Origin of the sequence: Paenarthrobacter sp. DKR-5 (genome assembly GCF_018531425.1) — a bacterium.
Lineage (GTDB): Bacteria > Actinomycetota > Actinomycetes > Actinomycetales > Micrococcaceae > DKR-5.
The window spans coordinates 176,214-195,007 of record NZ_JAHBOI010000004.1 but is presented as its reverse complement, the minus strand read 5'-3'; the positions used below and the strand labels follow the sequence as shown (position 1 = coordinate 195,007).

Annotated in this window: 14 protein-coding genes and 1 tRNA gene; 5 read left to right on the top strand and 10 right to left on the bottom strand. The window is 69.2% G+C overall.

Going from position 1 to position 18,794, the window contains the following annotated elements:
• Nucleotides 1–10: 10 nt before the first annotated feature.
• Nucleotides 11–757: an enoyl-CoA hydratase/isomerase family protein gene (locus KIH31_RS10145; protein WP_214427002.1), complete on the top strand. Its 747-nt coding sequence runs from the start codon at nucleotides 11–13 to the stop codon at nucleotides 755–757.
• A gap of 19 nt (nucleotides 758–776) precedes the next feature.
• On the opposite strand, the gene KIH31_RS10140 is transcribed toward KIH31_RS10145, so the two are convergent.
• Nucleotides 777–1,694, bottom strand: a complete 918-nt coding sequence (locus KIH31_RS10140) for a LysR family transcriptional regulator (RefSeq protein ID WP_214427001.1) — start codon at nucleotides 1,692–1,694, stop codon at nucleotides 777–779.
• Nucleotides 1,695–1,816: 122 nt separating this feature from the next.
• Here KIH31_RS10140 and mmsB point away from each other — a divergent pair, with 122 nt between their 5' ends.
• Nucleotides 1,817–2,719, top strand: coding sequence for a 3-hydroxyisobutyrate dehydrogenase (gene mmsB / locus KIH31_RS10135; protein WP_214427000.1), 903 nt, complete (start codon nucleotides 1,817–1,819; stop codon nucleotides 2,717–2,719).
• Between the two features lie 36 nt (nucleotides 2,720–2,755).
• Complete coding sequence (locus KIH31_RS10130) at nucleotides 2,756–4,240, top strand: CoA-acylating methylmalonate-semialdehyde dehydrogenase (protein ID WP_214426999.1); 1,485 nt, start codon at nucleotides 2,756–2,758, stop codon at nucleotides 4,238–4,240.
• An 86-nt stretch (nucleotides 4,241–4,326) separates the two neighbouring features.
• Here the strand turns inward: KIH31_RS10130 and KIH31_RS10125 are convergent, their stop codons facing one another.
• The 6 genes from KIH31_RS10125 to KIH31_RS10100 form a co-directional block, all read right to left on the bottom strand.
• Nucleotides 4,327–5,184: an alpha/beta fold hydrolase gene (locus KIH31_RS10125; protein WP_214426998.1), complete on the bottom strand. Its 858-nt coding sequence runs from the start codon at nucleotides 5,182–5,184 to the stop codon at nucleotides 4,327–4,329.
• Nucleotides 5,185–5,489: 305 nt separating this feature from the next.
• Entirely contained in the window at nucleotides 5,490–6,884 is a 1,395-nt protein-coding gene (locus KIH31_RS10120) for an OFA family MFS transporter (RefSeq protein WP_214426997.1), read from the bottom strand.
• 220 nt (nucleotides 6,885–7,104) lie between these two features.
• Nucleotides 7,105–7,178: transfer RNA gene (locus KIH31_RS10115), tRNA-Met, on the bottom strand.
• Between the two features lie 91 nt (nucleotides 7,179–7,269).
• On the bottom strand, nucleotides 7,270–10,275 hold the full coding sequence (locus tag KIH31_RS10110) for a UPF0182 family protein (RefSeq protein WP_307857612.1): 3,006 nt from the start codon (nucleotides 10,273–10,275) through the stop codon (nucleotides 7,270–7,272).
• Nucleotides 10,276–10,470: 195 nt separating this feature from the next.
• Nucleotides 10,471–11,496 carry a PDZ domain-containing protein gene (locus tag KIH31_RS10105; protein ID WP_214426996.1) on the bottom strand — a complete coding sequence of 342 codons (1,026 nt, stop codon included), beginning with the start codon at nucleotides 11,494–11,496 and terminating at the stop codon, nucleotides 10,471–10,473.
• Between the two features lie 190 nt (nucleotides 11,497–11,686).
• Nucleotides 11,687–12,214 (bottom strand): universal stress protein, encoded by a 528-nt coding sequence (locus KIH31_RS10100; protein WP_214426995.1) that lies wholly within the window; start codon nucleotides 12,212–12,214, stop codon nucleotides 11,687–11,689.
• Between the two features lie 197 nt (nucleotides 12,215–12,411).
• Between KIH31_RS10100 and KIH31_RS10095 the strand changes: the two genes are divergently transcribed.
• A complete protein-coding gene (locus KIH31_RS10095) occupies nucleotides 12,412–13,866 on the top strand; it encodes a zinc-dependent metalloprotease (protein ID WP_214426994.1) in 1,455 nt (484 codons plus the stop codon).
• Here the strand turns inward: KIH31_RS10095 and KIH31_RS10090 are convergent.
• A complete protein-coding gene (locus KIH31_RS10090) occupies nucleotides 13,863–14,426 on the bottom strand; it encodes a M48 family metallopeptidase (protein ID WP_214426993.1) in 564 nt (187 codons plus the stop codon). The genes KIH31_RS10095 and KIH31_RS10090 overlap by 4 nt on opposite strands.
• Before the next feature lie 175 nt (nucleotides 14,427–14,601).
• Here KIH31_RS10090 and KIH31_RS10085 point away from each other — a divergent pair, with 175 nt between their 5' ends.
• Nucleotides 14,602–15,669: a ThiF family adenylyltransferase gene (locus KIH31_RS10085; protein ID WP_214426992.1), complete on the top strand. Its 1,068-nt coding sequence runs from the start codon at nucleotides 14,602–14,604 to the stop codon at nucleotides 15,667–15,669.
• Here KIH31_RS10085 and KIH31_RS10080 read toward each other — a convergent pair.
• Both KIH31_RS10080 and nudC read right to left on the bottom strand, forming a co-directional pair.
• The gene (locus KIH31_RS10080; protein WP_214426991.1) at nucleotides 15,621–17,771 is read right to left on the bottom strand and encodes an ATP-dependent DNA helicase UvrD2; all 2,151 of its coding nucleotides are present in this window, start codon (nucleotides 17,769–17,771) and stop codon (nucleotides 15,621–15,623) included. The genes KIH31_RS10085 and KIH31_RS10080 overlap by 49 nt on opposite strands.
• Before the next feature lie 7 nt (nucleotides 17,772–17,778).
• Nucleotides 17,779–18,786 (bottom strand): NAD(+) diphosphatase, encoded by a 1,008-nt coding sequence (gene nudC, locus KIH31_RS10075; protein ID WP_214426990.1) that lies wholly within the window; start codon nucleotides 18,784–18,786, stop codon nucleotides 17,779–17,781.
• Nucleotides 18,787–18,794 lie beyond the last annotated feature (8 nt).

The following is an 18,794-nucleotide window of genomic DNA, read 5'->3' as shown; positions in this document are numbered from 1 at the left end:
GCAGCAGACCGTGGAAGCCGTGACAGTCGACGTCTCAGGGTCGGTCGCCACCATCATGGTCGGGACCGGCCAACGCTTCAACGCCATGGGCGCCGCCGAGTGGCGCTCCCTCGGCGAGGCGGCCCGGTCGCTGGCGGCCAAGCCGCTGCGTGCCGTCGTCGTGCGCGGCTGCGGCGGCACCTTCTCCTCCGGCTCCAACCTGCGCGAATGGGAGCATTCCCCGGCGGAGGACGTGCAGGAGATCTTCGCCACGATCGAAGCGGCGCTGCAGGCGGTGGAAGACCTGCCGATGCCGACCGTGGCCCTGGTGGAGGGCGCTGCGACCGGGGCGGGCTGCCAGCTGGCACTGGCCTGTGACCTGCAGCTGATGCTGGACTCGGCGCGCATCGGCATGCCGATTGCCCGCCTGGGGATCCTGGTCCCGCCCTCGTTCGCCAACCGGATGAGCCTGCGCATCGGCCCCTCGCGCACCAAGGACCTGCTCTACCGCGGGACCCTGCTGCAGGCTGCGGAGGCGCACGCGATGGGCCTGGTCAGCTCCCGCGTGCCCGACGACGGCGCCGAGACCGCGCTGCGCGAGCTCCTGGAAACCTGGGAGGGCCTCTCCTTGGCGTCGCTGCGCGCCGCCAAGGAAGCCGTGGACACCGGGCTGCGGCCACTGTCCCAGCCTGCCCGGGACCTGCCGGTTGGGCCGGCCGCGGACCCCGAGGAGTTCCCGTGGCGGGTCGGGGCGTTCCTGCACCGTAAGAGCGCCTGAGCGGAACGAAGGAAGCGGGTCACCGCCGGACGCCGAGCAGCGCGTCCTGGCGGTGGCCCACTTCTGCGTGCAGGGCCTGCAGCACCGCGGCAACGGCATTCGAGCGCAGCGCTTCCGGCCGCGCCAGCACCCACATCGAGAGCCTCCGCTCGAAGGAGTCCTCGAGCACCGGCACCAGCTCCGGCACGCCGGCGGCGAGGAAGGCCGGCAGCAGGCCGATGCCGCCGTCGTGCCGCACCGCCTGCACCTGCGCGAAGATGCTGGTGGCCTGGAAGCTGGTGGCCGGCGCCGGCAGCGCAGCCGAGGCCGGCCCCAGCTCCTCCACCTGCAGGGCGGACTCCACATACGTGACGAAGCGGTGGCTGCGCAGGGCTTCCACCGACTCTGGCACTCCGCGGCGATGCAGGTAGGCAGCGGTCGCGTAGAGGCGCAGGCTGTAGTTGGTCAGGAAAATGCTGTGCGCGTTCTGCACCTCGGGACGGCCGACGCCGATCTCCAGGTCCGCACCCGAGCGGTTCCGGTGCACACGGCGGGTGGCACTGAGCAGCTCCACCTTCAGCTGCGGATGCTGCGCCTGCAGCTTCACCAGGGCCGGGGCGGCGAATTCGGCGCCGAAGCCGTCCACCGTGCTGACCCGGACCAGACCGGCCAGGCGGTCCTCGTCCTGGCGCACCGCGGCAGCCAGGTCCCCCAGGCTCCGTTCAATCGCCTCGGCCGCCCCGAGAGCGCTCAGCCCCAGCGCCGTCAGCTCCCACCCATGCTGGGTGCGCGCCAGCGTGCGGCCGCCCAGCTGCTTGTCCAGCGCCTGGATCCGGCGCGAAATCGTCGTGTGGGTGGTTCCGAGCGCGTCGGCGACCGCGTTGAACCGCCCGAGCCTGGCCACGGAGAGCAGGATCAACAGGTCCTCCGGATTGGCGAGCCGGCTGAAATCGACCACGGATCCTCCTTGCGTACTCGATGTGCACGGATGCACATGCGTTCTGTGATTTTTGGCCTTGAATGCACTCTACCGCTGTGTGATTGTCGTCATAGTCACTTAACGAGCAAAGGAGCTTCATCATGGCGGTTATCGGCTGGATCGGACTGGGCAACATGGGAGGGCCAATGACGGCCAACCTGGTCAAGGCCGGTCACGAGGTACGAGGTTTCGACCTGAACCCGGCGGCGCTCGACGCCGCAGCAGCCGCCGGCGTCAAGCCGGTGGCCAGCATCGGCGAAGCCGTGGAGGGCGCCGACGTCGTCTTCACCATGCTGCCCAAGGGCGAGCACGCCCAGGCTGTGTACCTCGGCGAGGGCGGGGTCCTCGCCTCGGCGCAGACCTCCACTCTGCTGGTGGACTCCTCCACCATTGACATCGAGTCCGCCAGGAAGCTGCACGAAGCCGCAGCCGGGGCCGGCTTCCGCTTCGTCGACGCCCCCGTCTCGGGCGGCATCAGCGGCGCCGCGGCCGGCACCCTGACCTTCATGATCGGCGGGGAGGCAGGCGCCGTCGCCGACGCGTCCCGCTACATCGAGCCGATGGCCGGCAACATCATCCCCACGGGCGCTGCCACCACCGGCCAGGCCGCGAAGATCTGCAACAACATGATGCTCTTCATCAACCTTGCCGCCACCGCCGAGGGTGCCGTGCTGGCCGAACGCCTCGGCCTGGACAAGAAGGTGTTCTGGGACATCGCTTCCGTCTCCTCCGGCGACAGCTGGGCGCTGAGGACCTGGTACCCGGTGGCCGGCATCGTCCCGACGGCCGCGGCCAACAACAACTTCGCCCCCACCTTTACCGCGGAGCTGGCGAACAAGGACATCAACCTGGCGATGTCCGCCGGACGGGAGACTGACACCCCGCTGGAGATCGCCTCGCACGTGCAGCAGCTTTTCCAGCGCCTGATCGACGACGGACTCGGCGCCAAGGACTGCTCCGCCATCGTCAAGCTGGTCGACGGCACCGTCGACGAGCTGCGCTGAACACCGCTTCCCTCCCGCCTCCACAGAAAGACCACCATGGAACGCATCCCGCACTACATCAACGGCCGCCGTGTATCCGACGCCGAGCGCGTGGCCCCCGTCTACAACCCGGCCACCGGCGAGCAGGAGAAGGAGGTCGCCCTGGCCTCGGCGGCCCGGACCGAAGAGGCCATCGAAGCGGCCCGCGCGGCGCTGCCGGCCTGGCGTGCCACCAGCCTGGCCAAGCGCACCGACGTCTTCTTCCGCATGCGCCAGCTGCTCACCGAGCGCAAGTCCGAGCTGGCCGCCGTCCTCACCAGCGAACACGGCAAGGTGCTCTCCGACGCCGAGGGCGAGATCACCCGCGGCCTGGAAAACATTGAGTTCGCCACCGGTCTGACGCACATGCTCAAGGGCGAACGCGCCGAGCAGGTCTCCCGCGGGGTGGACGTGCATTCGGTGCGCCAGCCGGTCGGCGTCGTCGCCTGCATCACCCCGTTCAACTTCCCGGCCATGGTGCCGCTGTGGATGATCGGCAGCGCGCTGGCCTGCGGCAACACCGTGCTGCTCAAGCCCAGCGAAAAGGACCCGTCCTCCGCGCTGTTCATCGCCGAGCTCTTCACCGAGGCCGGCCTGCCCGACGGCGTGCTGAACGTGGTGCAGGGCGACAAGGAAGCCGTCGACGTGCTGCTGGACCACCCCGAGGTGAAGGCCGTCAGCTTCGTGGGGTCCACGCCGATCGCCCAGTCGATCTACCAGCGGGCCGCCGCCAACGGCAAGCGGGTGCAGGCGCTCGGCGGCGCCAAGAACCACATGGTGGTGCTGCCCGACGCCGACCTGGGCATGGCCGCCGACGCCGCCGTCTCCGCGGCGTACGGTTCGGCCGGGGAGCGCTGCATGGCGGTCAGCGTGCTCGTGGCCGTCGGCGGCATCGCCGACAGCCTCGTCGGGGCCATCCAGGAACGGATCGACAAGCTCGTGATCGGACCGGGCACCGACCCGGCCTCGCAGATGGGGCCGCTGATCACCGCCGAGCACCGGGACAGGGTCGCCTCCTACGTCGCCGGCGCCGGATCCGAGGGCGCCACCGTCGTCGTCGACGGCCGCGAACAGCAGTTCGACTCGAACGGCTTCTTCCTTGGCGTCAGCCTGATCGACAACGTCAAACCCGGCATGAAGGTCTACGACGACGAAATCTTCGGTCCGGTGCTGTCGGTGGTCCGGGTGGAGACCTACGAAGACGCCGTGAAGCTCGTGAACGAGAACTTCTACGGCAACGGGGTGGCCATTTTCACCCGCGACGGCGGGGCGGCACGCCAGTTCGAGTTCGAAGCCGAGGCGGGCATGGTGGGCGTGAACGTGCCCATCCCCGTTCCGGTGGGCTCCTTCTCCTTCGGCGGCTGGAAGAACTCGCTCTTCGGCGACACTCACATGTACGGGCCGGACAGCATCCGCTTCTACACCCGCAGCAAGGTGGTGACGACCCGCTGGCCGGATCCCTCCACCAGCGAGGTGGACCTCGGCTTCCCGCAGGTCAAGTAGTCCGCGCGCTCCCGAGACGGAAGGGGCCTCCCGGCTGCACGCCGGGAGGCCCCTTCCGCGTGGTCGGCCTGGACCGCCACCGGCCCTTACAGGCAGCCCGGCTGGTACGCCGGGTCCGCCGGCCCTGACCACTGGTCAAGGGCGTTGCGCACCAGGCGTTGCACCACCGGGTCGTTCGGCGTCTGGTCGTGCTCAATCACGTCCGCCGGGCACTTGTCCTGGATGGTGATGTTGGTGACCTGCCGGGCCGCACCGGCGAGGAACTGGCTCTGGTAGGGCGTGACCACTTCGTCGTGCGTGGTCGAAATGACCGTGTAGTAGGGCCCGGAGACCGTGTCGCCGATCGAATTCAGTGTGGTGAGGAACGGTGAGCCGGCGCTTTGGTCCGCGCAGGCTGCGCAGGCGGGGGCTGCGGCCCCGGTCCCGGAGGGCACCCCGTCCGGCGGCGGCGTGATGAGGCCCTGCGTCCCGTGGTTCGAGGGCGCAATGCCGATCAGGCGGTTAACCTTCTTCGCCCCGCCAAGGAAGCCCATGTAGTAGCGCGGCATCATGCCGCCCTGGCTGTGGCCGACGAGGTCGACCTGCTTCGTGCCGGTCGCGGCGAGCACGGCGTCAACGAACGGCGCCAGCTCCTTTGCCGAATCCGCCACCGGGCCGGAGGCGTAGACGCCGTTGGCGACCCCGTAGTTGAGCGAGAACACGCAGTAACCGGCGCTCTTGAGATAGGGCGACATCGTTGCCCAGTTCTTGGCCATGCTCTCGAACGTTCCGGGCACGAGGATCACGGGGAGCGGATGCTGCGCGGAGGGCTTGCAGGTCCAGTCGTTGGCCCCCGGCGGGGCAATGTCGGTGGTGGCTGCGCCGGCCGGGGCGACCCCGGCAAAACACACCGCCGCCAGCGCGGCCGCAGCGGCCAGGAGGGTTTGTCGTTTGCGGAAGAACATCTGACACCTCGTCGTATCGGTTGCGTGATCTGCGTCACGCCTTTACCTACTCGAGAGTAGGAAACGAGGCTTCCTCCTGCAATGCCTTCCGGCCACGATTGCACGAACGTGCAGCAAAAGCACCCTCCAGCACAGCGGAACGGCGTGGAGGAAGGCCGGTTCCTGCACCCGTGTGCGGGAACCGGCCTTCCGCCGCTGCGCTCTAGGCGAAGAGGTCGGCGACCTTCGCGAGCGTCTGCAGGACGCCGTAGAGCAGCGGAAGGCCGACCAGGATCCATCCGATGGCGAGTTGGGCTTTGCTCATGTCAGGACTCCAATGCCGGTTCGTTGTCCCCCGCGCCAGCCGCGGAGGGTTCATGGAAACGCGCGTCGACGGGTTTGATCAAGGAATTTGCGATGAAGCCAACGATCAGCAGCGCGACCATGGTCAGCAGCGCCGGCTGGTACGCCTGGGCGGTCAGCTTCCCCGGGCTGCCTTGGGCGTCCAGGAACCCGTTGACGATCAGGGGCCCGGCCACGCCTGCCGCGGACCACGCCGTCAGCAACCGTCCATGGATGGCGCCGACCTGGAAGGTGCCGAAAAGGTCCCGCAGGTAGGCAGGCGCCGTCGAGAAACCGCCGCCGTAGAAGGAGATGATCACGAAGGCCAGCAGGACATACAGCAGCGTCGCGCTCGAGCCGGCGAACGCCAGCACGAGGTACAGCACGGTACCGACCCCGAGGTAGACCATGTAGATGCGTTTGCGGCCTGTCACATCCGAGGTGGCGGACCACACGAACCGGCCGGCCATGTTGCCAATGGAGAGCAGCCCGACGAAGCCGCCGGCTACGGCCGCGCTCACGAGCGAAACGCCGCCCGGCTGGCGGAAGAAGTCCTGGATCATCGGGGCGGCCTGCTCCAAAATGCCGATCCCTGCCGTGACATTGCAGAACAGGGCGACCCACAGCAGCCAGAACTGCCGTGTCTTGATCGCATTGGCCGCCGAGACGTTCTCCGTCGTCACCAAGGCCCTGGCCTTCACCCGTGCCGGGTCGAACCCCGCGGGCCGCCAGTCAGCGGCCGGAACTTTGATCGTGAACGCTCCGAAGAGCATGTACGCGAGGTAGACAACTGCCAGCGTCAGGAACAGCTTGCCGACGGCGTCGCCGCTGGCCACCCAGCCTTTGGCCCCGGAGTTGGGGTCGTAGGCGCTCAGCAGCGCGGAGGAGAGCGGACTCGCGATCAAGGCGCCGCCGCCGAAACCCATGATTGCCATGCCGGTGGCCAGGCCGGGCCGGTCGGGGAACCATTTGATGAGCGTGGAGACTGGCGAGATGTAGCCGATGCCCAGGCCGATACCGCCAATGACGCCGTAGCCGATGTAGACGAGCCACAGCTGGCGGGTGAAGATGCCCAGCGCGCCGACCAGGAACCCGCCGGTCCAGAACACGGCAGAGACGACCATCGCCTTGCGCGGGCCGCTCTTGTCCACCCAGGTGCCCATCACTGCGGCGGACAGGCCGAGCATGACGATCGCGATCGAGAAGATCACCCCGACCTCGGTGAGGCTGGCATTGAAATGCTTGACCAATGCGGTCTTGTAGACGCTAGTCGCGTAGGCCTGCCCGATACAGAGGTGGACGGCCAGGGCCGCGGGCGGGATCAGCCAGCGGTTGAAGCCGGGACGGGCAATGGTGCGCTCGCGGTCGAGCCAACTCATGGAAACTCCTTTGTCATGACAAGGCAGGAGCCCCAGTACCCGCCCCTCGCCATCGTCAGTATGCTGTGCATCACACCGGTGGGAAACTGCGGCTCGCCGAACGGCAGGTTTTTCGCGCTGAACGGGGCCGGCCGCCCTATCCCGCCCGCGCACGGACCGCGGCCGCGGCTTAAAGCAAAAGATCCCGGCCAGCATTTCTGCTGGCCGGGACCTTCCTTCGTTGCGGGGACAGGATTTGAACCTGTGACCTCTGGGTTATGAGCCCAGCGAGCTACCGAACTGCTCCACCCCGCGGCGCACTTATTACTTTACGGGCCGGGGCCTGCTGGCGCAAATCGGGGCGGGAGGCGGCCCTGTTGGGACCGCCCTCCCGCCCCGGGCCGCCCTACTTGCCTGCGGTAGGAGACGGCGTCGCCTTCGCTGTGGCGGACGGGGAGGCTGTCGCTGAGGAGCCGCCCGAGCCGCCGAGCTTGGACTCGGCGTCCAGAGCGCGGGCGATGGCATCGGAGAGCTTCTTCTGCGCCACCCCGTACGCTGCGAAATCACCCTTCGCCAGCGCGGCCTGGCCGTCCTTCACCGCCGCATTCGCGTCGTTTAGGGCCGCGTTCAGCGCCGAGCGCGCGTCCGGGTTCTCCGCTCCCCCGCTGGGCGCGGGCGACGGCGTGGCCGGCGTCTTGCCCGTGTTCCCTGCATCCCCGGCCGAGGCCCCCGAGTTGCCGCCGAAGAGCTGGTCCAGGGCTGCATCCAAGGTGGGCGCGAACCCGATCTTGTCACCGAAGCCGACGAGCACCCGCTGCAGCGTCGGGTAGGAGGTGCCACCGGTGGAACGGACGTACACGGGCTGGATGTACAGCAGGCCGCCGCCGACCGGCAGTGTCAGCAGGTTGCCGTTGTCCACCTCCGAGGCGCCCTGGCGCAGCAGGTTCAGGGCCTGGGAGACGGACGGGTCCGAGTCGAACTTGGCCTGCGCCTGGCCGGGGCCAGGCACCTGCGTGTCCGTGGGCAGGGAGAGCAGGCGGAGCTTGCCGTAGCCGGGCGACTTCACCCCCTTCGTGCTGCCGGCATCGCCGTCAGCGGCGAGGAAGCCGTACAGCACGTTGCGCTCGTTGCCTCCCACCACCTGCGGGATGAAGGAGGATGTGAGCGAGAACGCGGGCTTGGACTGGCCGGGCATCTGCAGCGACAGGTAGAACGGCGGCTGCTTGATCGTGTCCTTGCTGGTCGGATCGTTCGGGACGCTCCAGGCATCGTTGTTCTGGTAGAAGCTGTCCGGGTTCGTCACGTGGTAACGGCCAAGGAGTTCACGCTGCACCTTGAACATGTCCTCCGGGTAGCGCACGTGGCTCATCAGCGCCGCCGACATCTCCGAATAAGGCTTCACGGTGCTGGGGAAGATCTTCTGCCAGGCCTTCAGCAGCGGGTCCTGGTCATCCCAGGCGTACAGGGTGACGGAGCCGTCGTAGGCGTCCACGGTGGCCTTGACGGCGTTGCGCAGGTAGTTGACCGAGTTCGCCGGAAGCGCCGATGCGGCACCCCCGGCCGTCTGCGAGTCCCTGGTGGCGGAGTCGAGCTGCTGCTGCTGCGAGTACGGGTAGTAGGGGCTGGTCGTGTAGCCGTCCACAATCCACTTGACCCGCCCGTCCACCACCGCGGGGTAGGCGTTTCCGTCGATGGTCAGGTAGGGGGCCACCTTCTGCACACGGTCCTGCGGGTTGCGGTCGTAGAGGATCTGCGACTTTTCGTTGACGCCGTCAGAGAGCAGCAGGTCACTGGACTGGAACTTGATGGAGTACACCAGCCGGTTGAACCAGTTCCCGACCACGGGGCCGCCGTTGCCGTTGAACGTGGTCTGCGTCTCGCCGTCGCCGCCCTCGGTCAGCGGCCGGTCCTGCTCGCGGTGCGGGGAGCCGGCCGGCGCACCGACGACCGAGTAGTCCGGCGAGTTCTCACCGAAGTAGATGCGCGGCTGGTAGCTGGTGTCATTGCCCAGGTCGCCCGTGGAGGGAATACCGGACTGCATGAACACCGGTTTGCCGTCGACGCTGGCCTTGTTGCCGTACGCCGCCACGACGCCGTAGCCGTGGGTGTAGACGATGTGGTTGTTGTACCAGGTCTGCTGGCTCGCCGAGAGCCCGTCCTGGTTCAGCTCACGCACGGCGATCACGGTGTCCTGGCTCTTGCCGTTGACGGTGTAGCGGTCCACGTTCAGGGACTTCGGGAACTGGTAGTACGGGCGGTACTGCTGCAGCTGGGCGAAGGCCGAGGACACGAGGTTCGGGTCCAGCAGGCGGATGTTCGCTGTCGTCTGCGCATCCTGGCGCAGGGCGCCGGGGGTGGCGTTGGTGGTGGCGTTGTAGGGAATGACGTCGATGTTGTCCAGGCCGTAGGCCGCCCGCGTCATGTCGATGTTGCGCTGGATGTACTGCTTCTCCAGGGTCTGCTCGGACGGCCGGACCTGGAACTGCTGGATCACCCACGGGTAGACCCCGCCGGCGAGGATGGCGGTGATGATGAGCATCGCGGTCCCGATGACGGGCAGGCGCCAGCGGCCGATGAAGGCTGCCACGATGAACAGGACCGCCACGATGGCGGCGGCGACGGCGAGGATCGCCTTGGTGGGGATCACGGCGTTGACGTCGGTGTAGAGCGCGCCTGCCCACTTGCCCGGATTCGCGTTCTGCACCGAGGTGTACCGGTCAAGCCAGAAGTTGGCCGCGAGCAGCACCAGGAAGCTCGCGCCGACGACGGCGAGGTGGATCTGGGCGGCCCGGCTGGTGAAGATCCCCCGTTCCTGGATCCGGATGGCCCCGTACAGGTACTGGGTCAGGATGCCCGCCACGCCGGCGACGACGACGATGCTGATCAGCAGCCCCACCAGGAAGCCCAGGAAGGGCAGCGTGAACATGTAGAAGCTGATGTCCAGGTTGAACTGAGGATCCGTGCGGCCGAAGGGGACCTGGTTGAAGAACAACAGGATGCGCTGCCACTGGCTTGCGGCGGCAGTCCCGGCGAAGAGGCCGAACACCGCGGGCACCCCGATCATCACCAGCCGGCGCACCGGCTCGAGCTGCGCCTGGTAGCGGTTGAGGTTATCGCGCACCGTTGCATCCGGGGCATAGACGGGCCGGGCCCGGTAGGCGAAGTGGATCGAGGCGTAGACCGCTCCGCCCATGAGCAGGAACCCGGCGAGGAAGACCAGCGAGCGCGCCAGGTTCTCCGTGATGAAGACGCTCAGGAACCCGAGCTGGTCGAACCACAGCACATCGGTGTAGATGTTGGCGAAGAACACGAAGCCAATGACGAGCACGCCGACGATGATCAACGTGGGGATCAGCGCGCCGCGGCGCCGCCGGTTGACGGGTCTGTTCGGGCTGGCAGGACGGGAAGTCACTCAAAACCTCTATTTGCTTCGGAACGGGCGACGGAACAGCACGGCGGACCGGTGAAGCGGCGCCCGGCCGTTGTCTATGCCACGTACGGTGGCACAGTGAAGTTCCTGTCTCTGCTCATTGTGCCCGGAACGCGCGTCCCGTGGGCCGTTAGGCCTTACCTGCCCGCGTAGTGTTTCGACATCGTGATGTTCTGTTCACTTGGCCGTGCAGGTGGCGAGCGTGGACGGATCCGTGCCCGAGCCAATGGACTTGACCGCGTCGTAGGCCTGCTGCAGGGTTTCGACCTTGACGACGCTGAGACCGTCGGGGACATGGCCGACGACCTCGTCGCAGTTCGACCCCGGCGCCAGGAACACCGTGGCGCCCGAGTTGCGGGCGCCGACCAGCTTCTGGGCGATGCCGCCGATGGGGCCGACCTTGCCGTCGGCGTCGATGGTTCCGGTGCCGGCGAAGTGCTTGCCGCCGGTGAGGTCCCCGGGGGTGAGGGTGTCCACGATGCCCAGCGCGAACATCATCCCGGCACTCGGGCCGCCGACCTGGGCCAGCGAAATCTTCACCGAGAACGGGAAGTCGTACTTGTACTGCAGCACCACACCCAGCAGGTAGCGGCCGTCGGCCTTCATCGGGGTGATGGTCTCGCTGACCGTGCGGCCGCCGCGCAGCACGTCCACCCGGATGGGCGCGCCGGCGCCGGAGGCCAGTTCCTGCTGGATGGTTTCCAGGCCCTTGATCTTCTTGCCGTTGACGGCGGTGAGTTCATCGCCGGCCTGCAGCTTGCCCTTCGACGGCGAGCCCTTGGCGAAGTCCGCGACGAGCAGGTGTTCCTTGAACGGAATGTTCTCCAGGCCCAGGGCGGCCGCCGTCGCATTCTCCTGCGAGGTGGACATGGCAACGGTGTTCTGCTGCTGCACCTCCTGCTGGCTCGTGCCCGCCGGGTAGAGCTCTTCCTCGGGCACCACCGACCGGTTCCGGTCCAGCCAGGATCTGTACGCCTCAAAGATGTTGATGGCCCCGTTCGGGCCGCCGTTGACGTAGACGGTGGTCAGGTCCAGGCTCCCGGACGCCGGGTAGCTTTGGTGGCCGTTGACCTGGATCACCGGCGTGCCCTGGTCCTTGCCCAGGGTGTTGAAGGTCGGCCCGGGCGCCTCCACCACGTAGGGCACCGGCATCAGGGCGGCGACCACGATGAGCCCGGCCGCCAGGATTCCCGAACTCACCATGGCGGCGAACCTGCCGTCCCGGGGTCGCTGCGGTGCAGCCGGCTCGGTCGGGGCAGGATCGTGGGGGGAACTCAAGCTCGGGCCTCTCCGGTGGCGGGTGGTGATCGCAGGCGGGACGGCGCCCGGCACTGCCTTCGACCATAGAATACGCGCTGCACCTCCGGGCCCGCTGCCAGCCTGCTTGGCATCCTCAATCCCGCGCGCCGTCCCCGGGCCCGAGCGGCACGACGAGCACGGGCCGGTGCTGCCGGTGCGTCAGGTGCACGGCCACCGACCCGGTGAGCAGGTGCTCCAGGCGCGTCGCCACCCCGCGTTCGCGGGTACCGACGACGATCATGCACGCGTCCACGGTGGTTGCGAGCCGTCCCAGTGCCTTGGCGGGCTCCCCCGCGAGCGTGATGAAGGACCATGAAACTGCGTACCCGTCCAGGGCGCTGCCGATTCCGTCCTTCAGCCGGGCTGAGGTTCCCTCGACGTCGTCGTCCGCCGTGTCCGGGTCGATCGGCCGGGAGGCCACCGACCCGTCCGGCCCTTCGTCCACGAGGTAGGTGGCTATGTCGACGTAGGCGCAGACGAGGCGGACGCCGAGGCTTCCGGCGAGTTCGGCCGCCCGGTGCAGCGCGGCGAGCGGCTGGCCCGGCACCACTCCAAGCACGACCGGACCTGTTATCCGGTGCGGCGAAGCGGTCGCCGGTTCCGCGGCGTCAGGCCTGTTCATGCGCGTGCTCCTGTGCCCTCCGGGGGCCGCCGTACGCGGCCCCGGCACCGCGAGCTTATCGGCCCCGGCGGGGCCGACGCCATGGTCCCCGGGCCGCGGCTGTGCCTACAGCGAACGGTCCTCCGGCCGGGCAGACAGGCGGCAGGAGCGGCGGTAACGTGAGGCAAAACGTGTACGACGAGCGAGGACCGGTTGCCATGACTTCCAACCCTTCCAATTCCCCGAACGACGACGAGGCACCGAAGGACCCGCTGGCGGAACTGCTGGCCAAGCTGATGGGCGGCCAGGCCGGTGCAGGCGTCGATCCTGCCGAACTGGCGAAGGCCGCGGGGCTGCCCAACGACCCGAACCTGCTGGCCCAGATGTTCCAGCAGGTGCAGGCGATGATGAGCGCTTCCAGTGAGGGGCCCGTGAACTGGCAGCTGGCGCATGAGAATGCCCGGCGCGTCGCGGCGTCTTCGGCGGACCCGTCAGTGACGGCGTCCCAAAGCCGTGAGGTGGACGAGGCCCTGCGGCTGGCGGATCTGTGGCTTGATCCGGTCACCGACCTGCCGTCGGCCGGCCTGATCGGCCGCGCCTGGTCCCGCGCCGAGTGGGTGGAAGAGACCCTCGGCACCTGGAAGCGGCTGACGGAACCGGTGGCAAACTCGGTCGCGTTCGCCCTTTCCAGTGCGCTCACCGAGCAGATGCCCGAGGAAATGAAGGCGATGATGGGCTCCGCCGCGTCCATGCTGCAGAACATGGGCGGCGCATTGTTCGGCATGCAGCTTGGCCAGGCGATCGGCGCGCTGGCCGGCGAAGTCGTCAGCTCCACCGACATCGGCATCCCGCTGGCGGACCTGCAAATGGCCCTACTGCCCGCGAACGTGGCGAAATTCGGCGAGGGCCTGGACCTGCCGGAGCAGGAAGTCCGGCTCTTCCTGGCGGTCCGGGAGGCGGCGCACGCGCGGCTCTTCGTGCATGTGCCGTGGTTGCGCGGCTACCTGCTGGGCACCATTGAAAGCTACGCACGGGGCATCCACATCGACATGTCCCGGATCGAGGACCTCGCACGTGACCTTGACCCTTCGAACCCGGAGGGGATCCAGGCGGCGCTGTCCGAGGGCGTCTTCATGCCCCAGCGCACCCCCGAGCAGGACGCCGCCCTGGCCAAACTGGAAACGGCGCTGGCCCTGGTCGAGGGCTGGGTGGACGAATTGACGGCCGCCGCCACGGCGAACCTGCCCTCGAGCGCGGCCCTGCGGGAGACCGTCCGGCGTCGCCGGGCCACGGGAGGCCCCGCCGAGCACGCCTTCGCCTCGCTGGTCGGCCTGGAACTGCGTCCGCGCCGGCTGCGCGACGCGGCAGCGCTCTGGGCTCACCTGCTGCAGGACCGCGGCATCTCCGGCCGCGACGCACTGTGGCAGCACCCGGATCTGCTTCCGACCCCGGAGGACCTGGACGATCCGGCCGGTTTCGGCAAGCGGCGCGAACTGCTGGACGCCTCGGACTCCGAGGTGGACGCCGCGTTGCAGAAGCTGCTCAGCGGCGACTTCGACCAGAAGCCCGGCGACACCGAGCCCGGCAGATCCGAAGACAGCGGGTCCGAAGACGGCGGCCATGATGACGGCGGCAGGAATCCCGGGGACGGCGGCACGTCGCCGGAGGCCTAGATGTCCTCCGGGTCCGCCGGCAACCCGCGGGAGGTGGCGAAAGCGACGCCTTCGAGGAACGCCTTGGCCCGTTCCGTGTGAGGGTAGGCGGTCAGAAGCTCCCAGAACCGGGGGCCGTGGCCGCTGACGAGCAGATGGGCGAGCTCGTGCAGCAGCACGTAGTCGACCACCCAGCCCGGCATGGTCCTGAGCTTGGCACTGATCCGGATGGTCTTCTCGGCAGGGGTGGCCGAGCCCCAGCGCGAGTTCTGGTTCGTGACCCACCTGACGCTGCGGGGCTGCGGCCGCCCGCCCAGGTATTGCGCCGAGAGCTCGGCGGCACGCTGCACCAGGTCCGCATCCGAGCGCGGATGCCTCGCGGCTCCGGCGCCGCGCCGCGGCGCCTCCAGCTTGGCCAGCATTTTGCCGACCCACTCGCGCTCCTGTGCCGCGCTGAAATGCGCGGGGATGGCGACGACAGCGGTCCCCTCCTCCCAGAAGGCCGCTACCGTCCGGCGGCGCCGGGCCGATCTGCGCACGACGACGGGTGCGCCGTCGCCGGTGGTCTGCTGTTCCTGCATGCTTCGACGTTACCCCGAACCGCTCCCCGTCCCCGGCCGCACGGTGCCCTTTGTGGATGGCCTCGCCCTATGGGCGGCCGGTGCTGTGGACAACCCGCCTCGGCGTCGCGGGCTCTGCGAGCATGTCAGGCACGGGCCGGGCAGGAGCGCGGCCGACGGCAGGAGGGAGCACATCGTGAGGCTGAATCCGGGACTGCGGACAGTGCTCAGGCGGCCGGACAGCCTGCAGCTCGGATCCACCTCCGGCGGCATCGTCGTTGAGGGACTGTCGGCGCCGGCCCGTGCCTTCATCGACAGGCTCCGGGACGGTTTCCCTGACACCGAGCTCGCGGAGGTCGCGGCCGGCTGCGGGCTGGAGGAGCCGGAGGCGGAAGAACTGCTGGCCGCGCTCGGCGATGCGGTCTTCCCCTCAGGAACAAATCCGGCGCAGCCCGTGGGTCCAGCCGCCGAACGCGCCAGGGCCGACGCCGCGCACTGGTCTGCCGTCTACCGGCGCGACGGAGCCGCGGTGCTGCGGCGCCGCGCGGCCGCGTCGGTGTGCGTCACCGGACTGGGACGCACGGGCGCCGCGCTGGCCCAGCACCTCGCCTCCGCCGGAGTGGGCACAATCCTCCTCGACGATCCACGCCCGGTCCTTCCGAAGGATCTGGGTGCTGCCTCGTTTGGGCCGGCCGAGCTGGGCATGCCGCGCGCGGCTGCCGTTCGCCGGCGGCTTGCCCAGCTCGCCCCGGCAGTGTCCGCCCGTATCCGGCACCCCGGCGCTCCTCTGCCGTCCAGAGCGGCACCCGGCTTGGAAGTCATCGTCGGTTCGGAGGTGGTGCCGGCCGCGGAGAGGGAGCGGCTGCTGGCCTCCGGTCGGCCGCATTTGGCGGTGCTGCTGCGCGAACAGGACAGTATCGTCGGCCCGCTGGTGGTGCCCGGGGCCACAGCCTGCCTGGACTGCATCGAGCGGCAGCGGGCCGACGCCGACGAGGCGTGGCCCGCGGTCGCGGAACAGCTGGCACGGGACGCCGGCAGCGGGGAGGAGTCAGCGCTTGCCGCGGCCACCGCCGGCCTGGCGGCCCTGCAGGTTCTGCTGCACCTGGACGGTTTGCACCGTCCCGCCACCTGGTCCGCGGTGCTGCGCCTGCGCTCCGCGGACGGCGCGCCGTCGCTGGAACCGTGCGCGCCGCACCCGCGCTGCTGGTGCCGGTTTCAGCTGGCGGCGTCGGTTCCGAGGATCTCCAGCACTGCTTCGCCGTAGCGCTCGAGCTTCGCGGGCCCGACGCCGGCCAGACGGCCCAGGTCCTGCAGCGACGCCGGCCGTGCCTCGGCGATCGCCACCAGCGTTGCGTCGGTGAAAACCACGAACGCCGGCATGGACGCTTTCTGCGCTTCCTCAAGCCGCCACTGGCGCAATGCCTCGAAGGTCTGCTCGTCGTAGGTCGGCGGGCAGTTGCTGCAGCGGCCCGTCTTGCGCTCGGCGCCGCTGGAGAGCATGGTGCCGCAGACCCGGCACTGTGCCGGCGCCGTGCTCCGGCGGCGCTGCCGGGGTGCTGCCGCGCCGCCGCTCACGGAGGCCGACGAATTGGGCCGCAGTCCGTCCAGGAACCGGGACGGCTTGCGGTTGGCGCGGCCGCCCGGGGTGCGGGACGTGGACCAGCTCAGCGCCAGGTGTTCGCGGGCACGCGTGATGCCCACATAGAGCAGCCGTCGCTCCTCGTCGACCGCCTCGGGTGTGTCCGCGAAGGAGATCGGCATCAGGCCTTCGCTCAGGCCGACCAGGAACACCGCATCCCATTCCAGGCCCTTGGCCGAGTGCAGCGAGGCAAGCGTCACCCCCTGCACGGCGGGCGCGTGCTGGGCCACGGACCGTTCCTGCAGTTCGGCCACGAATTCGGCCAGGCTGAAGTGCGCCGGGTCGTCCCCGCGGGTGGCGACGAGCTCGTCCGCCAGCGACACCAGCGCCGCGAGCGACTCCCAGCGTTCGCGGAGGGCGCCGCCGCTTTGAGGTGCTTCCGGCGTGTAGCCGAGGGTGGCGAGCACGTCGCGAACCACCTGGCCTACGGGTTCGCTTCCCGCGGAACGGGCGGCGGCCCGCAGCTGCAGCAGTGCGTCGCGCACTTCCCGCCGGGCGAAGAAACGCTCCCCGCCGCGGAGCTGGTAGCCGATGCCGGCGGAGGCAAGCGCCTGTTCGTACGCCTCGGACTGGCCGTTGGTGCGGAAGAGTACGGCGATCTCGCTGGCCTTCACGCCGTCGTCGAGCAGGGCCTTGATCCGGCGCGCCACGTCGGCGGCCTCGGCCTCGTCATCGCTGCACTCGGTGTAGCTCGGCGCCGGCCCGTGCGGGCGCTGTGCGATGAGTTCCAGCGGAGCGGACCAGCCGGCGTCCGCCCGCGGGCCGGCGCTGCGCCGTCCCGCGAGCAGCGAGTTCGCCAGCTGGACCACCTCGGGCGTCGAGCGGTAGTCGCGCACCAGCTTGACCACCTGCGCCCCCGGGTAGCGGGCAGTGAACTGGAGCAGGTGCGCGGAGGTCGCGCCGGTGAAGGAGTAGATTGTCTGGCTCGCGTCGCCGACGACGCACAGTTCGTCGCGGCCGCCGAGCCAGAGATCCAGGAGGCGCTGCTGCAGGGGGGAAACGTCCTGGTATTCGTCCACGACGAAATGCCTGTACTGGTCCCGCACCGTCGCGGCGACTTTCGGATCCTCCTGCAGAATGCCGACGGTGATCAGCAGGACGTCCTCGAAGTCGATGACATTGCGGTCAGTCTTCAGGTCCTCGTAGGCCTGGAAGAGCCGGGAAACGGTGGTGCGGTCGAAACCGCCGGGTTCGCCGCGGCCCTCGGATCCTTCCAAGTAGTTCGCCGGCGTCAGCATGGAGACCTTGGCCCACTCCAGTTCAGCGGCGAGGTCCCGGATGGCTGCGCGGTCGGTGCTCAGCCGCAGCCGCCGGGCGGCCTCGGCAATGACGTTGGCCTTGTGGTCCAGCAGGCCCGGCAGCGGACCGCCGACAGCCTGCGGCCAGAAGAACTGCAGCTGCCGGAGGGCCGCGGCGTGGAAAGTGCGGGCCTGCACAGCGCCGGTGCCCAGGTCTCGGAGCCGGCTGCGCATTTCGGCCGCCGCGCGGGCGGTGAAGGTGACGGCGAGCAGCCGCTGCGGGTTGTAGACGCCGGTCTGCACCCCGTAGGCAATGCGGTGGGTGATGGCCCGGGTCTTGCCGGTGCCCGCGCCCGCAAGGACGCAGAGCGGGCCGGCGAGGGTGCTCGCGACAGCCCGCTGGTCCTCGTCCAGGGCGCCGAGGATGCGTTCTTCGGGCGAGGACCCGTCGTCGGTCTCCGCTCCCCCGTGATCGTGCTGGAATGGCATGGAGCGGCTAGTCCTCCACCGGCCGGTCCACGATGGGTCCGCCGTACCACTGCTCGATCAGCGCCCGCGCGATCGACGCGGGGGTGGAGATCAGGATTTCCCCGCTGCTGACGGCGGCCTGCAGTTCCTCCCGGCTGAACCAGCGCGCCCGGGTCACCTCGACGCCGTCGGGCGTCGCCTCGCGGTCTTCGGTGCGTGCCGTGAACCCGAGCATCAGCGATGCCGGGAAGGGCCAGGACTGCGAACCGAGGTACTGCGGGCTGTGCACCGTCACACCGACCTCCTCGCCGACCTCCCGGATCACGGCCTGCTCGAGGGACTCGCCGGGTTCAACGAAGCCAGCCAGCGTCGAGTAGCGCTTGGCGTCCCAGGCGCCGCTGCCGCCCAGCAGCACACGGTCGTCGGGGCCTATGACCGTGACGATGATGGCGGGGTCCGTGCGCGGGAAGTGTTCGCTCTTGTCCTCCGGGCAGCGCCGGACCCAGCCGCCCTGTTCGACGTCGGTCGCGGCCCCGCAGCGCGGGCAGTGCCGGTGCGTGTCGTGCCAGTTGGAAATGGCGCTGGCCTCAATGAAGATGCCCGCGTCGGTCGCGGGCAGCTCCGTCGCCACCTCGCGGAAGCCGGCCCACGCCGTCCCGTCAGGGACACCGGGGATCGTAGAAGGGTCCGGACGGTCGGCCAGACCGACCAGGACCACGTCGGTGCCATCCGGCAAGCCGGAACCGGCCAGGGCCGATCCGAGGTAGATGACCGGGCCGGACGGCTCGCTCACGGTCTCAATCTCGCCGGACGCCAGGAACACGATCCGGCCCTCGTGGATGAGGGTCTCCCTCCGTCCCATCACCATCACCCGTGTGGACGGGCGGGAGAGGACCGACTCGAGGTGACCGGGGTCCGCCCGGCGGGCCGATCCCCGGTCCAGCACCGCAGTTCGCCAGGGCAGCAGCTGTTCCGGCGGTTCGTGGACCTGGAATTCTCCGGGAAGGGAGCGGGTGGCGGGGTCCAAAGGGGTCATGGTTCTAC